General features: G+C 70.8%; 18 protein-coding genes. 9 read left to right on the top strand and 9 right to left on the bottom strand.

Annotated elements, in window-relative coordinates; translation table 11 throughout:
• Positions 1–9: 9 nt before the first annotated feature.
• On the top strand, positions 10–660 hold the full coding sequence (leuE, locus tag AQI94_RS09980; RefSeq protein ID WP_031045800.1) for a leucine efflux protein LeuE: 651 nt from the start codon (positions 10–12) through the stop codon (positions 658–660).
• On the opposite strand, the gene AQI94_RS09975 is transcribed toward leuE, so the two are convergent.
• Positions 650–2,050 (bottom strand): FAD-dependent oxidoreductase, encoded by a 1,401-nt coding sequence (locus AQI94_RS09975; protein WP_031045801.1) that lies wholly within the window; start codon positions 2,048–2,050, stop codon positions 650–652. The two genes, leuE and AQI94_RS09975, sit on opposite strands and share 11 nt — an antisense overlap.
• Positions 2,051–2,120: 70 nt before the next feature.
• Here AQI94_RS09975 and AQI94_RS09970 point away from each other — a divergent pair, with 70 nt between their 5' ends.
• Positions 2,121–2,777: a TetR/AcrR family transcriptional regulator gene (locus AQI94_RS09970; protein WP_031045804.1), complete on the top strand. Its 657-nt coding sequence runs from the start codon at positions 2,121–2,123 to the stop codon at positions 2,775–2,777.
• Here AQI94_RS09970 and AQI94_RS09965 read toward each other — a convergent pair.
• A complete protein-coding gene (locus tag AQI94_RS09965; protein WP_062229687.1) occupies positions 2,764–3,636 on the bottom strand; it encodes a class I SAM-dependent methyltransferase in 873 nt (290 codons plus the stop codon). The genes AQI94_RS09970 and AQI94_RS09965 overlap by 14 nt on opposite strands.
• 63 nt (positions 3,637–3,699) lie before the next feature.
• The gene (locus AQI94_RS09960; protein ID WP_031059051.1) at positions 3,700–4,821 is read right to left on the bottom strand and encodes an acyltransferase family protein; all 1,122 of its coding nucleotides are present in this window, start codon (positions 4,819–4,821) and stop codon (positions 3,700–3,702) included.
• Positions 4,822–5,061: 240 nt separating this feature from the next.
• Between AQI94_RS09960 and AQI94_RS09955 the strand changes: the two genes are divergently transcribed.
• The 3 genes from AQI94_RS09955 to AQI94_RS09945 are packed head-to-tail and all read left to right on the top strand — an operon-like array spanning position 5,062 to position 10,554.
• Positions 5,062–6,525: a glycosyltransferase family 29 protein gene (locus AQI94_RS09955; protein ID WP_031059049.1), complete on the top strand. Its 1,464-nt coding sequence runs from the start codon at positions 5,062–5,064 to the stop codon at positions 6,523–6,525.
• Entirely contained in the window at positions 6,522–8,855 is a 2,334-nt protein-coding gene (locus tag AQI94_RS09950) for a glycosyltransferase (protein ID WP_031059048.1), read from the top strand. The genes AQI94_RS09955 and AQI94_RS09950 overlap by 4 nt, the downstream gene beginning before the upstream one ends.
• 7 nt (positions 8,856–8,862) lie before the next feature.
• Positions 8,863–10,554 (top strand): hypothetical protein, encoded by a 1,692-nt coding sequence (locus AQI94_RS09945; protein ID WP_031059045.1) that lies wholly within the window; start codon positions 8,863–8,865, stop codon positions 10,552–10,554.
• Here the strand turns inward: AQI94_RS09945 and AQI94_RS09940 are convergent.
• From AQI94_RS09940 to AQI94_RS09915, 6 genes are all read right to left on the bottom strand, one after another.
• Positions 10,544–11,812: an NAD(P)/FAD-dependent oxidoreductase gene (locus AQI94_RS09940; protein WP_031059043.1), complete on the bottom strand. Its 1,269-nt coding sequence runs from the start codon at positions 11,810–11,812 to the stop codon at positions 10,544–10,546. The two genes, AQI94_RS09945 and AQI94_RS09940, sit on opposite strands and share 11 nt — an antisense overlap.
• Positions 11,809–12,231, bottom strand: a complete 423-nt coding sequence (locus AQI94_RS09935) for a GtrA family protein (protein ID WP_031059042.1) — start codon at positions 12,229–12,231, stop codon at positions 11,809–11,811. Before AQI94_RS09935 ends, AQI94_RS09940 begins: the two co-directional genes overlap by 4 nt.
• Complete coding sequence (locus tag AQI94_RS09930) at positions 12,221–13,243, bottom strand: glycosyltransferase family 2 protein (protein ID WP_078902968.1); 1,023 nt, start codon at positions 13,241–13,243, stop codon at positions 12,221–12,223. Before AQI94_RS09930 ends, AQI94_RS09935 begins: the two co-directional genes overlap by 11 nt.
• 101 nt (positions 13,244–13,344) lie before the next feature.
• Positions 13,345–14,187 (bottom strand): FkbM family methyltransferase, encoded by an 843-nt coding sequence (locus tag AQI94_RS09925; RefSeq protein WP_078902967.1) that lies wholly within the window; start codon positions 14,185–14,187, stop codon positions 13,345–13,347.
• Positions 14,188–14,322: 135 nt separating this feature from the next.
• Positions 14,323–15,666 (bottom strand): alpha-2,8-polysialyltransferase family protein, encoded by a 1,344-nt coding sequence (locus tag AQI94_RS09920; RefSeq protein ID WP_031059037.1) that lies wholly within the window; start codon positions 15,664–15,666, stop codon positions 14,323–14,325.
• Positions 15,666–16,652: a glycosyltransferase family 2 protein gene (locus AQI94_RS09915; RefSeq protein ID WP_031059035.1), complete on the bottom strand. Its 987-nt coding sequence runs from the start codon at positions 16,650–16,652 to the stop codon at positions 15,666–15,668. Before AQI94_RS09915 ends, AQI94_RS09920 begins: the two co-directional genes overlap by 1 nt.
• Positions 16,653–16,850: 198 nt before the next feature.
• Here AQI94_RS09915 and AQI94_RS09910 point away from each other — a divergent pair, with 198 nt between their 5' ends.
• The 4 genes from AQI94_RS09910 (at position 16,851) to AQI94_RS09895 (ending at position 21,746) form a co-directional block, all read left to right on the top strand.
• Complete coding sequence (locus AQI94_RS09910) at positions 16,851–18,197, top strand: DUF6716 putative glycosyltransferase (RefSeq protein WP_031059034.1); 1,347 nt, start codon at positions 16,851–16,853, stop codon at positions 18,195–18,197.
• A gap of 149 nt (positions 18,198–18,346) precedes the next feature.
• Positions 18,347–19,612 (top strand): N-acylneuraminate cytidylyltransferase, encoded by a 1,266-nt coding sequence (locus tag AQI94_RS09905; protein WP_031059031.1) that lies wholly within the window; start codon positions 18,347–18,349, stop codon positions 19,610–19,612.
• A gap of 14 nt (positions 19,613–19,626) precedes the next feature.
• A complete protein-coding gene (locus AQI94_RS09900; RefSeq protein ID WP_031059029.1) occupies positions 19,627–20,568 on the top strand; it encodes an N-acetylneuraminate synthase family protein in 942 nt (313 codons plus the stop codon).
• A gap of 104 nt (positions 20,569–20,672) precedes the next feature.
• A complete protein-coding gene (locus tag AQI94_RS09895) occupies positions 20,673–21,746 on the top strand; it encodes a hypothetical protein (RefSeq protein WP_031059026.1) in 1,074 nt (357 codons plus the stop codon).
• Positions 21,747–21,833 lie beyond the last annotated feature (87 nt).

Raw genomic sequence — 21,833 nt, 5'->3', positions numbered from 1 at the left:
CTCGTCTGCATGTTCGGTGTCATAGACCTCCCCACCTACCTCGCGGGCCTCGTCCTGATCGTCCTGCTGCCCGGCCCCAACTCGCTGTACGTCGTCTCCGTCGCCGCGCGGCGGGGAGTGCGGGCCGGGTACACCGCCGCCGCCGGGGTGTGGTGCGGGGACGCGGTGCTGATGACCCTGTCGGCGGCCGGGGTCGCCTCGCTGCTCCAGGCCAACGCCGTGCTCTTCGGGATCGTGAAGTACGTGGGAGCCGGGTACCTGACCTGGCTCGCGGCGGGCATGCTGCGCGCCGCGTGGGGGATGTGGCGGTCCCGGCGGTCGCCCGTGGCCGAGGCGGAGCTCTCCGACGCCGGTCCGGGTGAGCGGCCGTATCGCAAGGCTCTGGTGATCAGCCTCTTCAACCCCAAGGCGATCCTGTTCTTCGTCGCCTTCTTCGTGCAGTTCGTGGATCCGGGATACGCGTATCCGGCGCTGTCCTTCGTCGTCCTCGGGGCGTTCGCGCAGGCGGCCAGCTTCCTGTACCTCACCGCGCTGATCTTCGGCGGGACGAGGCTGGCGGCCGCGTTCCGCAGGCGGCGCCGGCTGTCCGCGGGGGCGACCTCGGCGGCCGGGGCGCTGTTCCTCGGGTTCGCCGTGAAGCTGTCGCTCGCTAGCGCGTGATTCCCCGGCCGACGTAACCCGCCAGCCGCGCGGCGTCCTCGCCCGCCCAGCCCACATAGCCGTCCGGACGCACCAGGAACAGTCCCTTCCCGTACGACGGCTGGTCCTCACCGGTGACCACCCGCACCGGCTCCGGCAGCCGCGGTGCCTCGACGCCGACCGCCACCAGCGTCCAGTGCGGGCCCCGGAAGGCGTCGAAGAGGCGCACGCCGCCCAGCCTGCCGTCGGGGGCGCGGTCGCCGGCGCGCAGTCCGCTCGGTGCCGTGCGGGTCTCCTCCGTCAGGGACGACTCCCGGTAGCCGAGGCCCAGTTGGCGGGTCGCCTCGCCCCGGCGGACCTCTCCCCGGTGCACGCCCGTCGAGATGCCGAGCATCTGCGCGGCGATGGGGCGGCGCTCCTCCTCGTAGGTGTCCAGCAGGGCGGCCGGGGCCCCGGCGCGCAGCACCGCCCCCAGCTTCCAGCCCAGGTTGTACGCGTCCTGGACGCTGGTGTTCAGGCCCTGGCCGCCCGCGGGGGAGTGGACGTGGGCCGCGTCACCGGCGAGGAAGACCCGGCCGGAGCGGAAGCTGTCCGCGAGGGCCGCGCGGGGCCGGAAGTCGGAGGCCCAGCGGATCTCCGTCACCGACTCGGGGGCGAGGTGGGAGCGGGCCGCGACGACCTCGCGGACGGCGTCCGGGGACAGGTCCACCCGGGTGCCCTCCGGGAACTGGGCCACGATCTGGAAGTCCTCCGTGCCGGCGAGCGGGCAGATCGAGAGGTAGCCGGTGTCCTCGCCGCGGGGCGGGAAGATGTGCCAGTTGTCCCGGTCGAGGCCGGTGACGCGGGCGTCGGCGACGAGCAGCGGATTGGGGTCGACTGTCTCGCCGGTCATGCCGATGCCGAGCGTGCGGCGGACGGCCGAACGCCCGCCGTCGGCGGCGACCACGTACCGGGCGCGGACGTCCTCGCCCGCCGTGAAGCGCACGGTCACCCCGTCCGCGTCCGGTTCCAGCCCGACGGCCTCCCGGCCGAAGGACACCCGCCCGCCCAGCTCCTCCAGCCGTGCGGACAGCACCTCCTGGGTGCGCCACTGCGGCACCATCCACGGCGCGTTGTACGGCGAGTCCTCCGTCGGCTCGACCGGGTCGAACATCCGGTGCTCGCCGACCCGCTCGCCGTCCTGCCAGACCATGCCGACCGGGTAGGTCCCGCCGGCCGCGAGGATCGCGTCGAGCACGCCGAGGTCGTCGAAGACCTCCATGGTGCGCGGCTGGATGCCCTTGCCGCGGGAGCCCGGGAACAGCCGGTCCGCCTTCTCCACGACCAGCGCGTCCACGCCTCGCCGGGCGAGGTCGATGCCGAGCGCGAGGCCGGTCGGCCCGGCGCCGACGATCAGTACGTCCGTGTTCATGCCCATCTCCTTAACGCTGTTAAGTGCTGTCGGGTCCGAGCGTGCCCTTAACGCTGTTAAGCTGTCAAGCGTGAGTACGGAGAAACGCCCGCCCCTCGACCGCGCGAGGGTCGCCGACACCGCCCTGAAGCTCCTGAATGAGGCCGGCCTCGACGGCCTCACCCTGCGGGCCATCGCCAGGGAACTCGACGTCAAGGCGCCCGCCCTGTACTGGCACTTCAAGGACAAGCAGGCACTGCTCGACGAGATGGCGACGGAGATGTACCGGCGTATGGTCGCCGGGACCGCGCTCGACCCGTCCGACACCTGGCGCGAGCGACTGCTCAAGGCCAACCGGGGACTGCGCACCGCCCTGCTCGGCTACCGCGACGGCGCCAAGGTCTACAGCGGCTCACGCTTCACGGGCCTGGTCCACGTCGAGCAGATGGAGGAGACCCTGCGCCTCTTCACGGCCGCCGGATTCACCCTCGCCCAGGCGGCCCGGGCCCAGTCGACGACGTACCACTACACCCTCGGCTTCGTCACGGAGGAGCAGGGCGTGGAGCCGCTGCCGGGTGAGCGCCGGGAAGGCTTCGACGTGGCGGAACGCGCCCGCCTGATGGCCGACTTCCCCTTGTCGGCGGCGGCGGGCGCGGAGATCTTCCAGGACTTCGACCAGCACTACGAGGAGGGGCTGGAGCTGGTGCTGGCGGGGATCGAGCGGCAGTACCGGCCTACCGGGCCCTGACCTTGCGCACCGCGCGCGTGACCACCGGCGGCAGCAGGTCCACGGCGATCCGGCGGGCCGGGGAGCGCCGCGGCCGCGGAGCGGGGCTCGGGGCGGCCACGGGCGCCACATAGTGCCGGGAGCGCGGGAAGGGCGGCGCCTGCATCTTCTGCGCCCGCGCCCGCACCAGCCGGTGACCGGCCACGTCCTGCACGCTCAGCCCGACGTCCGTGCGCTCCCGGAGCATCGCCAGCAGCTCCTCCTGCACCGGCTCCGGGTCACCCCAGGTGCCGTACAGCTTCTGCGTGCTGATGCAGATCGGCCGCAGCTCGCGGTTGAGCACGGCCTCCCACACGGCGACCGAGACGCCCGGGGTGTGCTCGGAGCGGAAGTCGTCCAGGACGACGATCCCGTCGGGCAGCAGGATCTCGCGGGCGGCGCCGATGTCGCCGTACACGTGCTCGTACAGGTGCGAGGCGTCGATGTGGACGAACCGGCAGGTGCCCGGCGCCACTTCGCCGGGGACGACCGAGGTGGGACCCTCGATCACCCTCGGCAGGACGTCGTGGAAGGAGAGGTAGTTCCGCTCGAAGGCCTGCCGGGTGAGGGAGGCGTACGACTTCGTGGTCTCGGCGCGGTTGGCACCGTCCGGTGCCTCGCCCCCGAACAGGTCGCACACCGTGAAGCTCTCGCCGTCCCGCAGGTGCTGCCCGAGCAGGATCGCGCTCTTGCCCATGTACGCGCCCAGTTCCAGCAGGTCACCCGGTTTCTCCTGGCGTTCCAGGAACCAGCTGAACAGCATCTGGTCGAGCGGCGGGAACCACCCGGGTACGTCACGGAGTTCGCCGGGGTGCCTGTACGTCTGCTGTGCGTCGCCCATGGGAACAGTGTGCTCATCCAGCGGCGGCTGAGCGGTCGGCGAAACGAACGTCAGGTGAACAGCTCAGCGCGTGTTGTTGAGCGCGGTCCGCAGCCGCGGGGTCAGCCGGTCCTCGACGAAGCGGTTCAGCAGCCAGGCGAGGGTCAGCATCGAGGCGAGGGTCAGGGCGAAGGTCACCGCCGAGGGCAGGCCCAGGTCGCGGTGGAGGACCTTGATCACCACCCAGCCCAGGTGCTCGTGCACCAGGTAGAAGGGGTAGGTCAGCGCCCCGGCCACCGTCAGCCAGCGCCAGTTGGCCCACCTCAGCCAGCCCACCGCGATCGCCGCGACCGCGACGAAGCCGAAGGCGACCACCAGCACGATGCCCAGCGAGGTGCGGTGGGCGAAGGCGTGGGGGTCGGACGCGTTCCACAGCGACTGGACCGCGTAGTGCTGCCCGATCAGGAAGCTGACCACCACGATGCCCCAGGCGTACACGTCCCGCCGGTCGCGGTGGACGAGGTAGAGACCGACACCGCCGATGAAGAAGGAGGCGTACTCGGGCATGAACACCACGTCGAGCAGCGGCTGGTGCGCGGCCTGGGTGATCGCCGCCGCCAGCGTCCAGCCGGCGCAGAACATGATCACCCGGCGCCGGGAGGCCCCGGGCAGGACCACGCACAGCGCGAACAGGACGTAGAAGCGGACCTCCGCCCACAGGGTCCAGCAGACACCGAGCACCCGGTCGACGCCCAGCGGCATCTGCAGCATCGTCATGTTCACCAGGACGTCGCTGGGCGACAGCGCCTTGTACGCGACCGCGGGCAGCGCGAACACCGCGGTGACCAGGAGTACCGCCGCCCAATAAGCCGGCAGCAGCCGGGAGGCGCGGGACGCGAAGAACGACTTCAGGGGCCGGCCCCAGCCGCTCATGCAGATCACGAATCCGCTGATGACGAAAAAGACCTGGACGCCGAGGCAGCCATACGAGAAATAGGTGTGCAGCATCGGGAACTGGCGTTGTGCGGAGCTTCCCCAGGACTGGGTGATCTCGCCGCCGCGGCCGCCGTAGTGGTACGCGGCCACCATCAGCGCGGCCACCAGCCGCAGTCCGTCCAGGGCCCGCAGCCGGTTCTCCCGCGGGCGCGGTGCGGGCTGTGGCCCTTCCGGCCGCCGGGGCAGGTCGGGTGCCGGCCGGACGGTCATGCTGGTCACGGAAATCCCCTTCGCGAGCTCTGAAGAGCCTATGTCACTCCTGTGGATGCGCCTCAGCACGTTAGTCCGAATCACGGCGATGTCTTACTCACCGGCTCAACGATTGGCCTTCTGGTCCCGGTGAGTTCACCTGAATGTCGTTTTGACTTCCTAAGTTCGCCCAGAATCCCCCCACGTCGCAGTAAACCCAAGAACTTGCCTTTGCATTGGCAAGAAAACAACAGGAGTGCCATGACGACGGTCCAGAAGAGGCGTGCACGCGCGCGTGGAGGGGAGCTGGACGACTGCCTGCGCGCCTGCGCGGCGCACAGCGGCAAGGTGGTCGGCAGCGTCGACCGCCGCCGCGTCGAACTCGGCGAACAGCTGCGCAAGCTGCTCGTCGTCTGGGGCACCACCGCCACGGCCACCCCGTCCGCGCCCGCCCCGTCGGGTGCGACCGCCCTGCTGAAGCGGGCCGTCAAGGGTGCCGCGACCCCCGCGGCGAACATCCCGGCCGAACTGCTCGACGCCCTCCTGGCCGTCGGCAACAAGGCCCTGGAGTGCGGCTACGACGACGAGCTGAACCTCGCCCTGGTCATCAGCGACACCGTCCTCGCCCAGCGCAGGAACTCCCGCGCGGGCTGGCGGCTGCGCGCCCGCCTCCTGGAGGCCCTGGGCGAGGAGGCCGAGGCCCTGGAGGCGTACGAGAAGTACCTGAGCCTCACCGACGACGACGGCTTCGGCGTCCGCGCCCGGATCGCGGGCCTGCGCATCGCGGGCGAGAAGGAGCGCGAACTCCTCGACCTCCTGGGGCGCCAGGTTTCCGGCGCCCGCGCCTTCGCCGGCCGCCCCGCCACCGACGTGTGGGCCGAGGGTCTCGCCGCGCACGCCGTCGGCGACTGGACCGAGGCCGAGCCGCGGCTCGTGGGAGCGCTCCTCTCGCTGGCCGGCGAGAACGCCCCCGTGCAGGAGCGGCAGGAACTGCTCAGCCAGTACCTCGACCTGCGCTCCACCGAGGACACCGACGGTCCCGCGCTCACCCGGGCGGTCGAGCTCTACGCCGAACAGCGCCGCAACCGCATGCGCGGCCCGGTCGACGACCCCTCCATCGGGGGCGTGCAGTGGATCACCCTGGGCGAGTTCCGCAACCAGATCGCCGGAAAGTCGATCTGCCTCATCGCCAACTCCGGACGCGTGGGCGCGAGTTCGATGGGCGCCGAGATCGACGCGTACGACCTCGTGGTCCGCTTCAACTCCTACCGGATCGACCCGAGGCACACCGGCGCCAGGACCGACATCCACGTCACCATCCACAAACACGGCTTCAACTGGGACCAACAGGTCACCACCCGCCTCGTCTTCGGCGGTGTCTCCGGCGACTGGAAGTACTCGCTGCGCAACCGCCTGGTGCCCGGCGCCCAGACCTACCTCGGCGACGAGTCGCTGCGCTGGCCCCTGCGCAACATCGGCAAGGTCGGAACCGACGTCTGGTCCGGCATCCCGACCTCGGGCTTCAACATGCTGTGGCTGCTGGACTTCCTCGACGTGAGCCCGAAGCTCGACCTGATCGGCTTCGACTTCTACGAGAGCGGCGCCTACCGGCTCCAGGACGCGATGAAGCTCGCCATCACCTCCGTGCACGAGTACACCAGCGAGAAGGCATGGGTCATGGAGCGGGCCCAGAGCGTGACCGACATGAGGATATCCCTGCGATGACCAGCAACTCCCTGATCGGGACCGCCGCCCCTCTGGCCCCGGTGACCGACGCGCACGCCCTCACCGGCAAGCGGAAGATCGCCTTCGCCAGCTTCGTGGACGAGAACTACCTGCCCGGCTTCCTCGCCCTGCTGCGCAGCCTCGCCCTGTCCAACCCGGGGGTGTGCGAGGACTTCGTCGTCCTCTACGACGACCTGCGCCCCGGCTCGATCGCCCGGATCCGCGCCCTGCACCCGCGGATCGTCCTGAGGCGTGTCGACGCCGACCGCTACGACACGTACAAGAAGGGCGACCAGGACAACTACCTGGTCCGCAAGGCGTACTTCATCCTGGACGTCTTCAGGATCCGCGAGTACGACACCGTCATCACCCTCGACACCGACATGGTCGTCCTCGGCGACCTCGGTGAACTCCTCCAGTTGCGCGAAGGCCTCGCTGCCGTCCCGCAGTTCTTCTACGGGCAGCACAAGCTCAACTCCGGTCTGCTGGTCATCCAGCGCGAGTACCTGAGCGACTCCTTCTGCGCGAAGCTCGACAAGTGCGGCCGCTCCGGCGACTACGAGCTCGACAAGCACGACCAGGGCATCCTCAACGCCGTCCTGGACGGCGACTTCGTGCGCCTCGACGCCCGCTACAACTTCGTCAAGCGGCGGCTGTCCGGCGACCTCCCCGTCCCCGACGACACCGCGATCCTCCACTTCACAGGCCGCCACAAGCCCTGGCAGGGCGGCGAGGCGGGGTACAGCCGGGCCGAGGAGCGCTGGCGCGAGTTCGAGCTGTCCGACGCCGAGTTCCAGGCCGCCTACATGGAGCAGCAGGGCGGCCTGCACCACGACCTGATCGTGCACTACGGCACCCCGCACGTCGCCCGCACCGGGGACGTCGAGGCCGCCCGCAAGGTGGCCGCCGCCCACATCTCCTCCGGCGACTACCAGGACGCCGTCGACGTCCTCGGCAGCGTCCGCATCCCGCTCGACGAGGCCTGGCCGCACGAGGTCCTCGGCCACGCCCTGATGAGCGTCTCCCGCTACGAGGAGGCGAAGACCCAGCTCCTGCTGGCCTCCGCCGCCCCCAACCGGGCCGCCACCGCCTACGCCCGCCTCGCCCAGATGGCCTGGGTGCACGGCGACAACAGCGAGGCCCTGCGGTACGCCACGGCCGGTATGTCCGTCGACCCCACCCACCGCTCCAGCCGCCTGTGGGCACAGCGCGCCTCCGCCGTGCCGCCCCAGGAACTGGGCGCCCCCGAGGACCAGTTGGCGCACGTCGCCTTCTACATGGACCGGCAGGGCAACGCGGGCGACAAGCTCCTCCCGGAGAGCGTCCGCTCCGCCTTCGGCCCGGACACCACCTCCCGCCGCTGGCACTCGGTGCACGCCCACCGCCTCTTCGACGAGGGCGCCCTCCAGCGCGTCAACCGCCGTCGCGGCCTGGTCATCGGCGGCGGCGGACTGTTCATCCCGGACACCATGCCCAACGGCAACAGCGCCTGGCAGTGGAACGTCCCCGACGAGCTCCTCAAGGGCATCGACGTGCCGATCGCGGTCTTCGCCGTCGGCTTCAACGCCTTCGACGGCCAGTCCTACCGCGCCAACCGCTTCCGCGACTCGCTCCGGCTCCTCGTCGAGCAGTCGTCCTTCTTCGGGCTGCGCAACCACGGCTCGATCGAGAAGGTCCGGGCCATGGTCCCATCCCACCTGCACGACAAGATCCGCTTCCAGCCCTGCCCGACCACGGTCACCCGCCAACTGGTCCCCGGCTGGCAGGACCCGGCCAGGCGCGACGACACCATCCTCATCAACGCCGCCTACGACCGGGCCGGTCTGCGCTTCGGCCACGACTACGGCTACTTCCTGGCCCAGATGGCCAAGGCCGTCCGCGAGCTGGGCGAGCTGGCCGAGGTCCAGTGCGTGGCACACTCCCTGGACGACGAGAAGATCGTCTTCGACCTGCGGCGCGAGCACGGCATCTCCCTGCCGGTCATCCCGATGTACGACTTCGAGAACAAGGAGATCCTCGACCTCTACGCCCGCACCAAGCTGGTCATCGGCATGCGCGGCCACGCCGGCATGATCCCCTTCGGCTGCGGCACCCCGATCATCAGCCTCATCTCGCACCCGAAGATGGCGTACTTCCTGCGGGACATCGAGCGGCCCGAGTGGGGCGTCTCGGTCCACGACCGCCACCTCGCCGACCGGCTGGTGGAGCGGTCGAGGGAACTGCTCGCCGACCACGACCGGACGGTGGCCGACGTCCACGGCCGCCAGCAGGAGCTGTGGAAGGTCACCGAGGCCAACGCGGCCGACCTGCGGGCCCTCCTGGGCGGCTGAGCACACCATGACGACGACCCTGGCCGACGGCACCTCCGTACGGCCCACCGCACACAGCGGCCGCCGCTCACCCCTCAGGTGGGCGGCGGTCGCCGTGCCGTCCGCGGCCGCCGTGGTGTACACCGTGCTCACCCGCGGACTCACCGGCGACCTCCACTACGTCCTGGCCGCCCTGCGCACCGGCCGCGCGGCCGGCTGGTCTCCGTCGGAGGTCTTCACCCACCGCCCGTTCTTCTACCGGTGGTTCGTCGCCCTCCTCGACCGGCTCGCCTTCTTCGGCGGCACGGCGGTGCGCGAGGCCGTGATGAACGCGGCGGGCGTCCTGCTCGCCGCCGCCGCGGCCTACGCCCTCCACACGGCACTTCTGCGCCGGACCACGCCTCGTGAGGCCGCGCTGACAGCCGGCGCCACCGGGCTCGCCCTGGCCCTCGCTCCCCGCAACGACTTCCTCCAGCCGGAGTGGACGGCCGTCGTCCTCACGGTGTTCGCCGTCGCCGCCGCCCTCGGCCCCCGACGGCCCTGGCCCGCGGCCCTGCTCGCGGCCCTCCCGCTCGGCCTCGCGGTGATGATGAAGTACTCCACCGCCGCGACCGCCGCGATCGGGGTGCTCCTCGTCTACGCGGTCGACCGGAGCCGGGCCGTACGCATCACCCTCGTCGGCATCCCGGCCGCACTGGCCCTCTTCGGGCTGAGCACCCTCGCGGGCACCCGCGAGTGGCAGTGGACCGAGGACATGCCGCAGATCAACCAGTCCGCACTCAGCAGGACCGGCATCCACCCGCACTTCATCCTCGACCGCACGGTGGACTTCCTCGCCGACCGCGCGGTCACCAGCCCGGTGCTGCTGCTCGCGCCGGGCGCGCTGCTGCTCGTCCTGACCCGGGTGCGGGGCCGGCTGCGCCGCACCGAACTCCTCGTGATCGCCGCGCTCATCGGCCTCGCCGCACAGGCGGTCGTGGTCGTGCAGGGCAACTGGTTCCTCTACCACGGAGCACAGATGCCGGTGGTGGCGGCGGTCGTCTGGGGGGTCGCGGTGGGCGGCGCGCGCAGGTCCCCGCCGTGGTGCTTCGGGGCCGTGTCCCTGCTGTACGGCGTGCTGCCCGTGGTCTACGCCCAGCTGCCCGGCAGGTTCCAGCGGCCGTGGGAGGTCTGGGTCGCCGGGCTGGTCGCCCTGCTCGCGGCCGGTGTGGACGTCCTGCGGGAGAAGCGGCTGCGGAACCGCTCGGCCGTCCTGGTCGCCCTGTCCGGTGCCGTCCTGCTGGCCGCGAGCATCTGGCCCGGCTCCCCGCACCTGGTGCTGCACGGCAAGGTCACCGTCACCGGCGCCGGATACCTGGAGCAGCAGCGGCGCACGGCCGAGGAGGTCGACCGGATCGCCGCCCAACTGCCCCCGGGCGCCCCGGTGCTGTACCTGGCCTTCGGGGAGACGGCGTACGACCTCGACCACCCGGCCCGGTGCCGGTACCCGATCGCCACCTTCCTCCAGCGCACCCGCTATCTGCCGGACGTGGCCGAGCTGAAGTCGTTCAAGGAGAACGCCGACTGCGTCGACCACGACCCGGCCCCGTACGCGGTGCTGGAGCGGCCCTGGTTCCAGCCGGGCCACGTCGACCCGGAACTGTGGCGCCGGGTCACCGCCGTGTACGACTGCCCGCCCGGGAGCCCGGGGGAGCGGCTGGTGCTGTGCGTCAGGCGTTGAGCCCGAGCGCCGCGGTGACCTCGCGGGCCATCGCCACCGAGTAGCTCTGCCCCCGGTCCTGGGGGTAGATCTGCGCCATCGTGGCCAGCGTGACCCGGCTCATAGGCGTCTCGTGGGCCGGGATCAGCGCCCGGTACCCGGGCGTCACGACCGGCTGGGCGAACCCGGCCTTCGAGAAGTGCCAGGTCTGGATCCAGGACCTGTCGAAGGCCGGGTTGATCCGCTTCAGGTACGGCACGAACTCGTCGAGCAGCTGACCCGGGTCCGTGGTGAACCGCCGGTCCTCGCGCTCCACGTAGTTGCCGACGTAGAGGATGTGCCGGCCGCCGTACACGGACGGGTCGATCATCTTCGTGTGCTCGACCACCGCGAGGAACGGGAAGTCCGGCTCGTTGATGTTGAGCCAGTAGTACGGGATCGCGCTGCGGTCCAGCTCCAGCACGAAGCAGGTGGCGCCCAGGTACTGGTTCTTCCACAACGCGCTGTCGTCGGGCAGCCCGGCCGCCTTCGCGAAGGCCGGCTGCGGGGTGGTGACGATCAGCCGCTCGAAGGCGTACGACGAGCCGTCCGCGCAGGTCACGACCGCCTCGTCGGCCCCGTCCTGCCGGATCGACCCGACCGCCTTGCCGAACTCCACCTTCCCGCCGCGCTCCTCGATCCCGTCCCTCAGCGCCGCGTACACCCGCTCGAACCCGCCGTCCACATAGCCGAGTTCGAAGGTCCGGCAGTGGATCCGCGCCCACAGCCACGCCATCGAGACCTGCTCGGCGCGGTCGCCGAACTTGCCGCGCAGCAGCGGCTCCCAGACCGCGGCGGTGGCCTTCCTCCCGGCCCACTTGCGCAGCCAGGCCAGCGCGGTGAGGTCGTTGTAGCGGTCGCCCTTGCGGACCGCCTTCAGTACCGCCGACGAACCGGCGAAGCGCACGGCGTCGAGCGGTCCGAACTCCGGGTGGCGCAGCATGTCGAGGGGCGTGGTGAAGTCGATCAGTCTGCCGCCCCGGTAGATGCCGGTGGTCGGCTTGTGGAACCGCAGGGCGTCGCCGAGCCCCAGCTCCTCGATGAGCGCGATCATCGCCTTGTCGCTGCGGAAGATGTGGTGGTAGTAGCGCTCCAGGGGAACCCCGCCGACCTCCAACGAGGCGGCCAGACCGCCGAGTTCGTCGGCCGCCTCCAGGACGGTGACCTGGTGGCCGGCGCGTACGGCGTCCCAGGCGGCGGTGAGGCCGGTGGCACCCGCGCCGATGATGCCGAGGTTCATGCGAAACTCCACTTTCTGTTGAGCACGAACTGGAGCGCCAGGACCAGCGGCAGCGAACCCGCCTTGATCAGGTTGGCGTCGATCCCCAGGCCGTCGGTGAAGGCGAGGAAGAGCAGGTTCGTCAGGGCGATGCCGGTCAGGCCGACGGCGTAGAACCGCAGGAAGCGCACGACGAGACGGTCGCGGCGCTCGAAGGTGAACCGTGCGTTCAGCACGAAGTTGTTGGCGATGCCGAGCGTGGTGCTGATCGCGTTGGCGAACTGCTCGTTCATCCCGGCCGCGTTGTGCAGCAGCAGGAAGACGAGGAGGTCGAGGGCGACCCCGCTGCCGCCGATCAGGGTGTAGCTGAGCAACTGCCGGGAGAGCCGCCGCCGGGGCGGAGCGGCCGTGGTCCCGGGCGCCGAGGTGTCAGCGCTCACCGTCGCCGCCGATCACGTCACGCACCAGATACAGCGGCCGGCCCTGTGCCTCGCTGTAGATGCGCCCCACGTACGCGCCGATGACACCCAGCGACAGCATCTGCGTGCCGCCCAGGAACAGCACGACGCACATCATCATCGTCCAGCCGGAGACGGTGATGTCGGGGCGGAAGAACTTCATCGCGAGCGCGTAGAGGATGCCGAGCAGCGACAGCGCGAGCACCACGAAGCCGAGCCGGGTGATCATCTTCAGCGGGGCGGTGGAGAAGCTGGTCATGCCGTCGATCGCGAGGCGGGCCATCTTGCGCAGCGGGTACTTCGTCTCGCCCGCGAACCGTTCGTCGCGGTCGAAGGCCACCTCGGTCTGCCGGTAGCCCATCGAGGCGACGATCCCGCGCACGAAGCGGCTGCGCTCCCGGTACTTGCGCAGCTCGTCCGCGACCCGCCGGTCGAGGAGGCGGAAGTCCCCGGTGTCCAGCGGGATGTCCACGTCGGTCGAGGAGCGCAGCACCCGGTAGTAGGCGTGGGCGGTGGCCCGCTTGAACGCGGTGTCCTGCCGGGAGCGCCGCCGCGCGTGCACGATCTCGGCGCCCTCCCGCCAGGCGTCCACCAACTCCAGGCTGACCCGCGGCGGATCCTGCAGATCGGTGTCCATCACGATCACGGCGTCGCCCCGGGCGACGTCGAGACCGGCCGTGATGGCGATCTGGTGCCCGAAGTTGCGGGCGAAGTCGACGACCCGCACCCGCTCGTCGTTCTCGGCGAGGTCCTTCAGGATCGCCAGGGAGCCGTCGCCGGAGCCGTCGTTGACGTAGACCAGCTCGAAGTCGAGTTCGGGGCGTTCGCCGAGTGCCGCGGTCAGCTCGGTGTGGAACGCCTTGATGCCGTCCTCCTCGTTGTAGACGGGGAGGACGTACGAGACGAGGGAGCGGCGCACGGGCTCCGGTCCCGGCGGCGCGAGCAGTGCCGGGACGACATCGGGTATGCGCGGTCGGATGTCCTGCTGGGGCATTCGGAGAAGCTATGGAAGGTCTGTGAACTTCCGCCGAACTGGCCGTGGCCACAAGCCGTCCGCCCTGTCTCGCTTACCTTTCGCCCCAGCCGTCCGGTGTGTCAGTCGTGCGGTGAGAACAGCAGGTTCCGCGTCTTGGCCGGCCGGGGCGCGTACCACGGGACGAGCGTGCCGTCGTGCTCGGTGACCCAGTGGCAGTCGTAGCCGAGGGGATCGAACTCGGCGAGCAGGATCTGCATGTCCGCGTCCCGCAGCGCTTCGAGCAGTACGGTCGGCCGGTCGCGCTTGAGGACCTGGCGGGCCCCCTGGAGGACCGACAGCTCATGGCCCTCGACGTCGATCTTCAGGAGGTCCAGCCTGGTCTCGGCGAACACCTCGTCGAGGCACACCAGCCGGATCCGCTTCCGCTCGGCGTCGGCCGCGCCGCCCTCCAGGGTCGAGCCCGTGGACAGGAGGTTGCCCGCGAAGCGGACGCTGATCTCCGCCCAGCCCGCCTCGCCGGACACGCCCGCCTGGTACAGCTTCACGTTCTGGGCGGCGTTCGAGCGGACGTTCACCGAGAGCCGCGCGTGGATCTGGTCCACGGGCTCGAAGGAGTGCACCTTCGCCTTCGGGTTGGCGAGCGCGGCGATCATCGAGAAGTAGCCGACGTGTGCCCCGACATCGGCGATCGTCGTGTTCTTCGCGGCGAGCCGGGACCAGGTGGCGAGGCTGGCGGGCTCGTAACCGAACCGGCCGTTCCACAACGTGTCCAGCGCGACCGCGTCGTCATTCACGCAGAACATCACGAAAGGCGGGCAATAAGGGGAGTCGATCTCCGCATAGCCGCGAAAAGGGAACTTCTTCCGGTGGGTGCGGATGATGTCGCTGGTGGCGACCGGCCGGACGGATGGTGCGTGCGCCAGCATGCGGGCATTGGCTTCTTCGAGCTGGGGGATACGCATCCCGCGATGGTAGGGGCGCCGTGCGGACTTGTCACAGGTTCCACACCTCGTGAAAAGGCCAGGTCATGAGCGTATGACCTGGCCTTTTCGCAAAGGGTCGCACACGGGTTTCCCGTGGTTCACCCGGTGTTCCGCCTAGCGTTTCACAGCCTTCTTCAGCGCCCTCGCCCGGCGCACCACTCGGCGCGCGGTGGAACTGCGCGGCAGGAAGGCCAGCCGCTCCGGGATCCCGCCCGGCAGTCCCAGCGCCGTCAGGCGCTTCTTCCGGAAATAGCGGCGGGTGCGCGGGCCGAAGTGCTGGGAGAGATAGCGTTCCGCGGCCGGGCGCAGCGACGGGTGGATCTGCGGCTGCAGGGTGAAGCCGAGCGCGGTGACCAGGTCGTCGAGCAGGTCCGCGGGCACGGCCTCCTGCCCCTGACGGCCCTCCAGATCCGGCAGTACCGCGTCCGCCAGCACCACCGGGACCCGGTTGCTGTTCTGGTACGGCGTCAGCCGCTCCAGGAGAAGCTCGGTGCCCACGCGGGCGGCCGGCAGGTCGTACAGGGCGGAGGCCGTGAACAGCGCGGTGGAGAAGCAGCCGACGACCAGAGCGGGCCGGGCCTTGGCGAACACCACCTCGGCGAGCACCGGGGTGTCCAGGACGGTGAGGTCCACGCCGAGCCGCGCCGCCTCGGTCTCCAGCGCCCGGCTGTAGCGGGCCGGCGCACTGGGGTGCGGCTTGAAGACGACCGCGCGGTGCCCCTGTTCGACCACGCCCTTCAGCATCCGTACGTGCAGGTCCTCCTCCTCCGCGGGGGAGAGGATGTCCAGCGCGGAGAGGTACTGGCCGAGCAGCAGCGCCGCGTTGTCCGGCAGCGGCGGCAACTCCTCGACCGCGGCGGTCAGTTCGCCCATCGCCTTCAGGAACGCGGACGTCGGCACCACGACCGGCGGCACGGCGAACTCGGTCAGCAGCATCGGGGTGAGGCCCGCGACCAGGTCCAGGTGGAGCAGGCGGCGCACCCGGGTGCCGACCAGCGGGTCGAGCTTGTTGCGGGTGGGGCCGTAGCTCATCAGGCCGTCGGCGTAGACGTCGACGGGGGCGCCGGTGAAGATCTGGGCGACCGTGAGGGCGGGGGTGACCTGGATGGACTCCAGGACCAGTTCGACCCGGTCCTCGCCGAGGCCCCACAGCAGCCGCAGATAGCGCTCGAAGAGGGGGATGTCGTCCGGGCGGGGCGTCCAGGAACCCGGGTGGAAGGGCCGGATCGCCTCGTTCCAGGAGAGCACCTCGTCGAAGTGGTCGCGCAGCGGGGCGAAGCCCGGCATCTCGTCCAGCGGCACCGAGGTCTCCGGTGTCGCGGTGTTGTTGAACACCAGCAGCACCCGGCGCTCGGGCTCCTCGAAGAGGTCGGAGTCGATCGCGGCGGCCAGCGTGACCGCGCCGTACAGCGTGGAGGCGCAGAAGATCTGGGTCGTACGGGAACCGGTCGGGGACATCACGCGGCCGCCTTCGCAGTCGTGGCCCGCCGTCGCAGCCGCCGCAGCTTGGCGGCGCGGCGCAGGTCCATGGTGTCGAGCACGTCACCGAGCGCGTCCTGCGGCATCCGCCGTACGGCCGCCGCGCTCATCGCCCGCAGTTGCCTGGCCACGGCCGGCTCCCACTTGGACTCGTCGGACAGATGGTGGGCGATGATCGCGCAGTAGGTGCGCACCGCCTTGGGGAGCAGCTTGTCGGCGTCCCGGTCCGCCGCCGTCTCCTCGATGACCTGGTCGAAGGCGCGGATGAAGTCGAGCTGGCGGGCGTCGCCGATCTGGGTGAGGGAGGAGGCCACCCCGCGCCGGTAGAACACGCCCAGCAGGCTCACCACGGCGAACGACTCGGCCTCGCGGTGCAGCTTCCAGATCCACGGCCGGTCCTCGGCCGTGCGCAGCCCGTCGGTGAAGTGCAGCAGGCCCCGGTCGAGCAGGCGGCGGTGGTAGGCGCCGGCCCACGCGTACGCGTAGTCCACGGACGTCGAGCGGTCGGCGGGCAGGATCGCGTCCCGGGGGTTCAGCACCTCGTTCCGCCGCCCGATCGGGACCCGGTGCACGGTCCGGGCGCGCGCCACGGTCTGCACGTGGTCGGTGCGGACGAAGTCGCAGCCCAACCCCTCGATGGCGGCGACCAGTTCCGAGAGGTAGCCCGGCGCGAGCCAGTCGTCGCCGTCCAGGAAGGTCAGGTACTCGCCGCGCGCCGCGTCCAGGCCGGTGTTGCGCGCGGTGGCGAGCCCTCCGTTCGTCTCGTGGTGGAGGACCTGCACCTGGGCGACGTCCGAGAGCTGCTCGGCCGCACGGTCGAGAATCGCCGGAGTTTCGTCCTTGGATTTGTCGTTCACCAGCACGAACTCGAAATCTCGCCGCGCATTCATGCGAAGACTTCGGAGGGTGTCCGGGGCGTATTGCTGCACGTTGTAGAACGGCACGATGACGGAGAGCTTAGGCACCCGCGAAACGCTAGAAGGCGGTCCGGCAGCGGAAATTTCCGGCAAGGGGACTGCGGGTGAACTCGATGTGTCGGAACGGTGCATCCCGTGTACTTCCCGGTCTTCGGCGGGCCAGTTCGGCTCTCGGTGGGCTGTTGTTAACTTTTCGTTGATTCGCGGTTGGGCCGCACCTAGAAATTGCTTCCTAGCGTCGTCGTCGTGCCGCCAAGTACAACGAAGTCCCTTCGAATCGCCGTCCTCGCGGACTCCGACACCCGCTGGAAATGGGGTGCGCTGACCGCCGACCGCATAGCCCCGGCTCCGTCCATGGAAGCCGTACCGCGAGTCGGCGCGCAAGTCGGCCTCGCGCTGGACGGATACCTGCTGCGCGGCAGGGCCACGCCCACCGCACGCCAGCTCGAAGAGGTCGGCGTGCGCGCGGACTCCCTGCGCGAGGTCACCGCCGTCGAGTTCCTGCGCGCCATGGCCGAGACGACGTACGACATCGTCGTGCTGGCCCTCGTCGGCGGCGGCGTCCAGGCCCTGCTGCACGGCCTGGCGCGGGTCTGGGAAGGGCTGGAGAAGCGTCCCGTCGTCGTCACCGGCTATGTCGGCGTCGTCTACGAGAAGCTCGCCGACGGCCTGCTCCTGCGGCACGGGGCCGACCTGGTCCTCGCCAACTCCCGCCAGGACGCCGAGCGTTTCCGCGCGGTGTACGAGGGGGTCGGCGCGGACGCCTCCTCGGTCACGGAGGTGGCGCTGCCGTTCCTCGGCGGGGCCGCCTACGAAGGCGAACACGACCCGTACACCGTGGTGTTCGCGGTCCAGCCCTCGGTGCCGGACAACCGCAGGGACCGCGTGTACCTGCTGGACCGCCTCGTCCGGCACGCCCGGCTGCACCCCGGGCGCGAGGTGCTGCTCAAGCTGCGCTCCCGGCCCGGCGAACACACCACCCACATCGAGGAGTTGCCGTACCAGAAGCTGATCCAGCGGCTCGATCCGCCGGCCAACTTCCGGCTGGTCTACGGCAACATGGGCGAGGTCCTCGACCGGACCGACCTGCTGGTCACCATCAGCTCCACGGCGGCCCTGGAATCGCTGCACCGGCGCATCCCCACCGCGGTCCTCACCGACCTGGGCATCCGCGAGGTGCTCGGCAACCACCACTTCGTGGGCTCCGGCTGCCTCGCCTCCTGGGACCAGCTCGACGCGGGCCACCGGCCGGTGCCCGACGAGGAGTGGGTGGCCCGGCAGGGCGTCGCCGCCGGGGGGGATTCGTACGCGACCGCCTTCGACGCGGCCCGCGAGCGCATCACCAAGCTGCTGGCCGCGCCCGAACGGCCCCCGCTCACCCCGTACTACACACCTGTCACCGCCCCCGGCTACCTCCCCGGCATCCTCGCCCGCCACCACCTCGGCCCCGACGGCACCCCGCTCCCCGGAGCCCCGGCCCACGACAAGGAACCGGGCCCGGTCCGGCAGATCGTGCGCCGGGCGGCGAGAGGTGCGTACCGGCACGGGGTGCAGCGGGTGGCCCCGGTGATCCGCCGGATGGGGGAGCTGTGAACACGGCTGAACACCAACCCACCCAGGGGCGCGGGGCTGTATCGATCAGCGGCTCCGCCGCGGGGCGCGACCAGCCCCCACAGACCCGCACCCGACGCACGACCTCCCCCTCCCGACTCCTCCCGCACGCAGCCCAAGGAGCGCACCCCATGTCCCACCCGCAAACCGGCCAACACGCCTCCGTGCGCCGGGTACTCGCGGTGATCCCCGCGCGCGGCGGCTCCAAGGGCGTGCCCGCGAAGAACCTCGCCCCCGTCGGCGGTGTCCCGCTGGTGGCGCGAGCCGTCCGCGAGTGCCGGGCCTCCCGCCTGGTGACCGACGTCGTGGTCTCCACCGACGACCAGGCCATCGCCGCGGCGGCCCGTTCCGCAGGCGCCGAGGTCGTGCTGCGGCCGGCCGCCATCGCGGGTGACACCGCCACCTCCGAGGCCGCGGTCCTGCACGCCATGGACGCCCACGAGGCGCTGCACGGGGCCACCGTCGACGTGGTGCTCCTCGTGCAGTGCACCAGCCCCTTCATCATCCGCGAGGACGTGGACGGGGTGGTCGGCGCCCTCGTCGACAACGGCGCGGACTCCGCGATGACCGTGGCCCCCTTCCACGGCTTCGTATGGCGCGACGCGGACGACGAGGCCCGCGCGGGCACCGTCGAGGAGGCCGACGCGGCCGTCGGCGGCGGCTACGGCGTCAACCACGACAAGTCCTTCCGCCCGCGCCGCCAGGACCGCCCCCAGGACTTCCTGGAGACCGGTGCCGTCTACGGCATGCACGCGCCCGGCTTCCGCAAGCACCAGCACCGCTTCTTCGGCCGCACCGAACTCGTGCGCACCGACCCCGCGCGCGTGCTGGAGATCGACGACCACCACGAGCTGGCCCGCGCCCGCGCGCTGGCCCCCCTCTTCGACGCGGACCGCCCCGGTTCGCTGCCCACCTTCGAGGACGTGGACGCGGTCGTCCTGGACTTCGACGGCACCCAGACCGACGACCGGGTGCTGATCGACGCCGATGGAAAGGAGTTCGTCTCCGTGCACCGCGGCGACGGACTCGGCATCGCCGCCCTGCGCAACAGCGGCCTGAAGATGCTGATCCTCTCCACGGAGCAGAACCCGGTCGTCGCCGCCCGCGCACGGAAGCTGAAGATCCCCGTGCTGCACGGCATCGACCGGAAGGACCTCGCGCTGAAGCAGTGGTGCGAGGAGCAGGGCATCGCGCCCGAGCGCGTGCTCTACGTCGGCAACGACGTCAACGACCTCCCGTGCTTCGCCCTCGCGGGCTGGCCCGTGGCGGTCGCGAGCGCCCACGACGTGGTACGCGGCGCCGCCCGTGCGGTCACCACCCTCCCCGGTGGCGACGGCGCGATCCGAGAGATCGCCAGCTGGATCCTCGGCCCCTCTCTCGACTCCCTCGACAAGTAAGGAACCGTCCCGTCATGTCTGACAACTCCCGCCTCCGCACCTTCGGAACCGAGCGCATCGCCGGCCCCGGCCAGCCCGTCTACATCTGCGGCGAGATCGGCATCAACCACAACGGCGAGCTGGAGAACGCGTTCAAGCTCATCGACGTGGCCGCCGAGGCCGGCTGTGACGCCGTGAAGTTCCAGAAGCGCACCCCCGAGATCTGCACCCCGCGCGACCAGTGGGACATCGAGCGCGACACCCCCTGGGGCCGGATGACCTACATCGACTACCGCCACCGCGTGGAGTTCGGCGAGGACGAGTACCGCCAGATCGACGCGTACTGCAAGGAGAAGGGGATCGCCTGGTTCGCCTCCCCGTGGGACACCGAGGCCGTCGCCTTCCTGGAGAAGTTCGACGTCCCCGCCCACAAGGTGGCCTCCGCCTCCCTGACCGACGACGAGCTGCTGCGCGCCCTGCGCGCCACCGGCCGCACGATCATCCTGTCCTCCGGCATGTCCACCCCGAAGCAGATCCGTCACGCGGTCGAGGTCCTCGGCTCGGACAACATCCTGCTCTGCCACGCCACTTCGACCTACCCGGCCAAGGCCGAGGAGCTCAACCTGCGCGTGATCAACACGCTCCAGGAGGAGTACCCGAACGTCCCGATCGGCTACTCCGGCCACGAGACGGGCCTGCAGACCACCCTCGCGGCGGTCGCCCTCGGCGCCACCTTCGTCGAGCGCCACATCACCCTGGACCGCGCGATGTGGGGCTCCGACCAGGCCGCGTCGGTGGAGCCGCAGGGCCTCCAGCGCCTCGTGCGCGACATCCGCACCATCGAGGCCTCCCTCGGCGACGGCGTCAAGAAGGTCTACGACTCCGAGCTCGGCCCCATGAAGAAGCTGCGCCGCGTCACGGGCGTCGTCGCCGAGGCGGAGATCGCCGCGGCGGCGGGCGAGCCGGTCTCGGTCTGAGCCACCAGGTGCCGGGTCCTCAGGTGTCGTATGCCTGAGGACCCGGCGCGTCTACTGCCTACGAGCGCCATATGAGCGCCCTACGACGGGACGGTCGTACGTCGATGAGCCCCCGCGCCGGGAACACCGGCACCTCCACTCTCGCGTTCGTCGAGAGCCCGGTCCAGCTGCTGAACGTGCTGGAGTGGGCGCACGCCCACGCGCCCGGCGCGGAGCTCACCCTGGTCGTGCTGTCCCCGACCGACCCCATGACCCGTGGTCAGCTGCGCCGGATGGCCGAACTCGCCCGCGAGGAGGGCCACGAGGTCCGCTGGGAGGAGGCGAGGGGCGGCCCCGCGGCTCCCTTCCAGACCATCGGGGGCCTCGCGGGCATGCTCCGCAGGGCGGACCGGGTGGTCCTGGGCGACCCGTTCTCGCGCTATGTACAACTCCTGCTGACCATCACCCGCGCCACCGACCTGGTCGTGGTCGACGACGGCACGGCGACGATGGAGTTCGTCGGCCAACTGGCCCGCGGCGAACGCCTGGTGCGCTGGCACCGCAAGGGCGGCCGCCCGAGCCCCCGCGACCTCGCCTTCGCCCCGATCTCGGCGGCGGCCCGCAAGCGCCTGACGCCGGGGGAGGGCCGGGGGGTCGAGATCTTCTCCTCGATGCCGATGGAGGAGGCGCCGGCCGGAGTGACGATGTCGGTGAACTCCTTCGCCTGGACCCGCGGCCGCTTCGGCCCGCCGCGCATCACCAAGGGCGCGGACATGGTGGGCACCTCGCTCGTCGAGACCGGCGTGGTGGACACCGACCGCTATCTGGAGGCCGTGACCCGCCTGGCCAAAACCCACGGCGCCACCCGCTACTTCGCCCACCGCCGCGAGGCGACGGAGAAGCTCCACCGGCTGGCCGTGGAGACGGGGCTGGAGATCGTCCGCCCGGACCTTCCCCTGGAGCTGATCGCCCGCCGCGGCCCGATCGGCCGCACGATCCTGAGCTTCCCGTCGACGGTCGTCCACACGCTGCCGCTCGCCCTCGCCGGCACGGAGGTCCGTGTGGCGGTCTGCGACATCGACCCGGACTGGCTGACGGAGACGGCCTCACCGCGGGCCCAGGGCTTCCTGTCGGGGGTCACGGGGACGGCTCGGGATGTGCACCGGCTGTCGGCGGTGACGGCGGTACCGGCTGTCTGAAACACCGAGGGCGGCTCTCAGCCGAATCGTCTAGCATCGGCGTTCACTTGTGCGACGTTCGATGAGGTCTACGACGGGGGCGGCAGG

The organism is Streptomyces pseudovenezuelae (assembly GCF_001513955.1).
GTDB lineage: Bacteria > Actinomycetota > Actinomycetes > Streptomycetales > Streptomycetaceae > Streptomyces > Streptomyces pseudovenezuelae.
Note: the sequence above shows the minus strand (reverse complement) of the source record. Positions and strands in the feature narration are given on the sequence as shown.

Bases quoted from the DNA above. Each gene is read 5' to 3' on its own strand.
- leuE (WP_031045800.1), top strand. From the start codon at position 10: ATGTTCGGTGTCATAGACCTCCCCACCTACCTCGCGGGCCTCGTCCTG.
- AQI94_RS09945 (WP_031059045.1), top strand. From the start codon at position 8,863: ATGACGACGACCCTGGCCGACGGCACCTCCGTACGGCCCACCGCACAC.
- AQI94_RS09925 (WP_078902967.1), bottom strand. From the start codon at position 14,187: ATGCGTATCCCCCAGCTCGAAGAAGCCAATGCCCGCATGCTGGCGCAC.
- AQI94_RS09965 (WP_062229687.1), bottom strand. From the start codon at position 3,636: ATGGGCGACGCACAGCAGACGTACAGGCACCCCGGCGAACTCCGTGAC.
- AQI94_RS09900 (WP_031059029.1), top strand. From the start codon at position 19,627: ATGTCTGACAACTCCCGCCTCCGCACCTTCGGAACCGAGCGCATCGCC.
- AQI94_RS09930 (WP_078902968.1), bottom strand. From the start codon at position 13,243: ATGCCCCAGCAGGACATCCGACCGCGCATACCCGATGTCGTCCCGGCA.
- AQI94_RS09905 (WP_031059031.1), top strand. From the start codon at position 18,347: ATGTCCCACCCGCAAACCGGCCAACACGCCTCCGTGCGCCGGGTACTC.
- AQI94_RS09895 (WP_031059026.1), top strand. From the start codon at position 20,673: ATGAGCCCCCGCGCCGGGAACACCGGCACCTCCACTCTCGCGTTCGTC.
- AQI94_RS09960 (WP_031059051.1), bottom strand. From the start codon at position 4,821: ATGACCGTCCGGCCGGCACCCGACCTGCCCCGGCGGCCGGAAGGGCCA.
- AQI94_RS09940 (WP_031059043.1), bottom strand. From the start codon at position 11,812: ATGAACCTCGGCATCATCGGCGCGGGTGCCACCGGCCTCACCGCCGCC.
- AQI94_RS09950 (WP_031059048.1), top strand. From the start codon at position 6,522: ATGACCAGCAACTCCCTGATCGGGACCGCCGCCCCTCTGGCCCCGGTG.
- AQI94_RS09920 (WP_031059037.1), bottom strand. From the start codon at position 15,666: ATGTCCCCGACCGGTTCCCGTACGACCCAGATCTTCTGCGCCTCCACG.
- AQI94_RS09975 (WP_031045801.1), bottom strand. From the start codon at position 2,050: ATGAACACGGACGTACTGATCGTCGGCGCCGGGCCGACCGGCCTCGCG.
- AQI94_RS09955 (WP_031059049.1), top strand. From the start codon at position 5,062: ATGACGACGGTCCAGAAGAGGCGTGCACGCGCGCGTGGAGGGGAGCTG.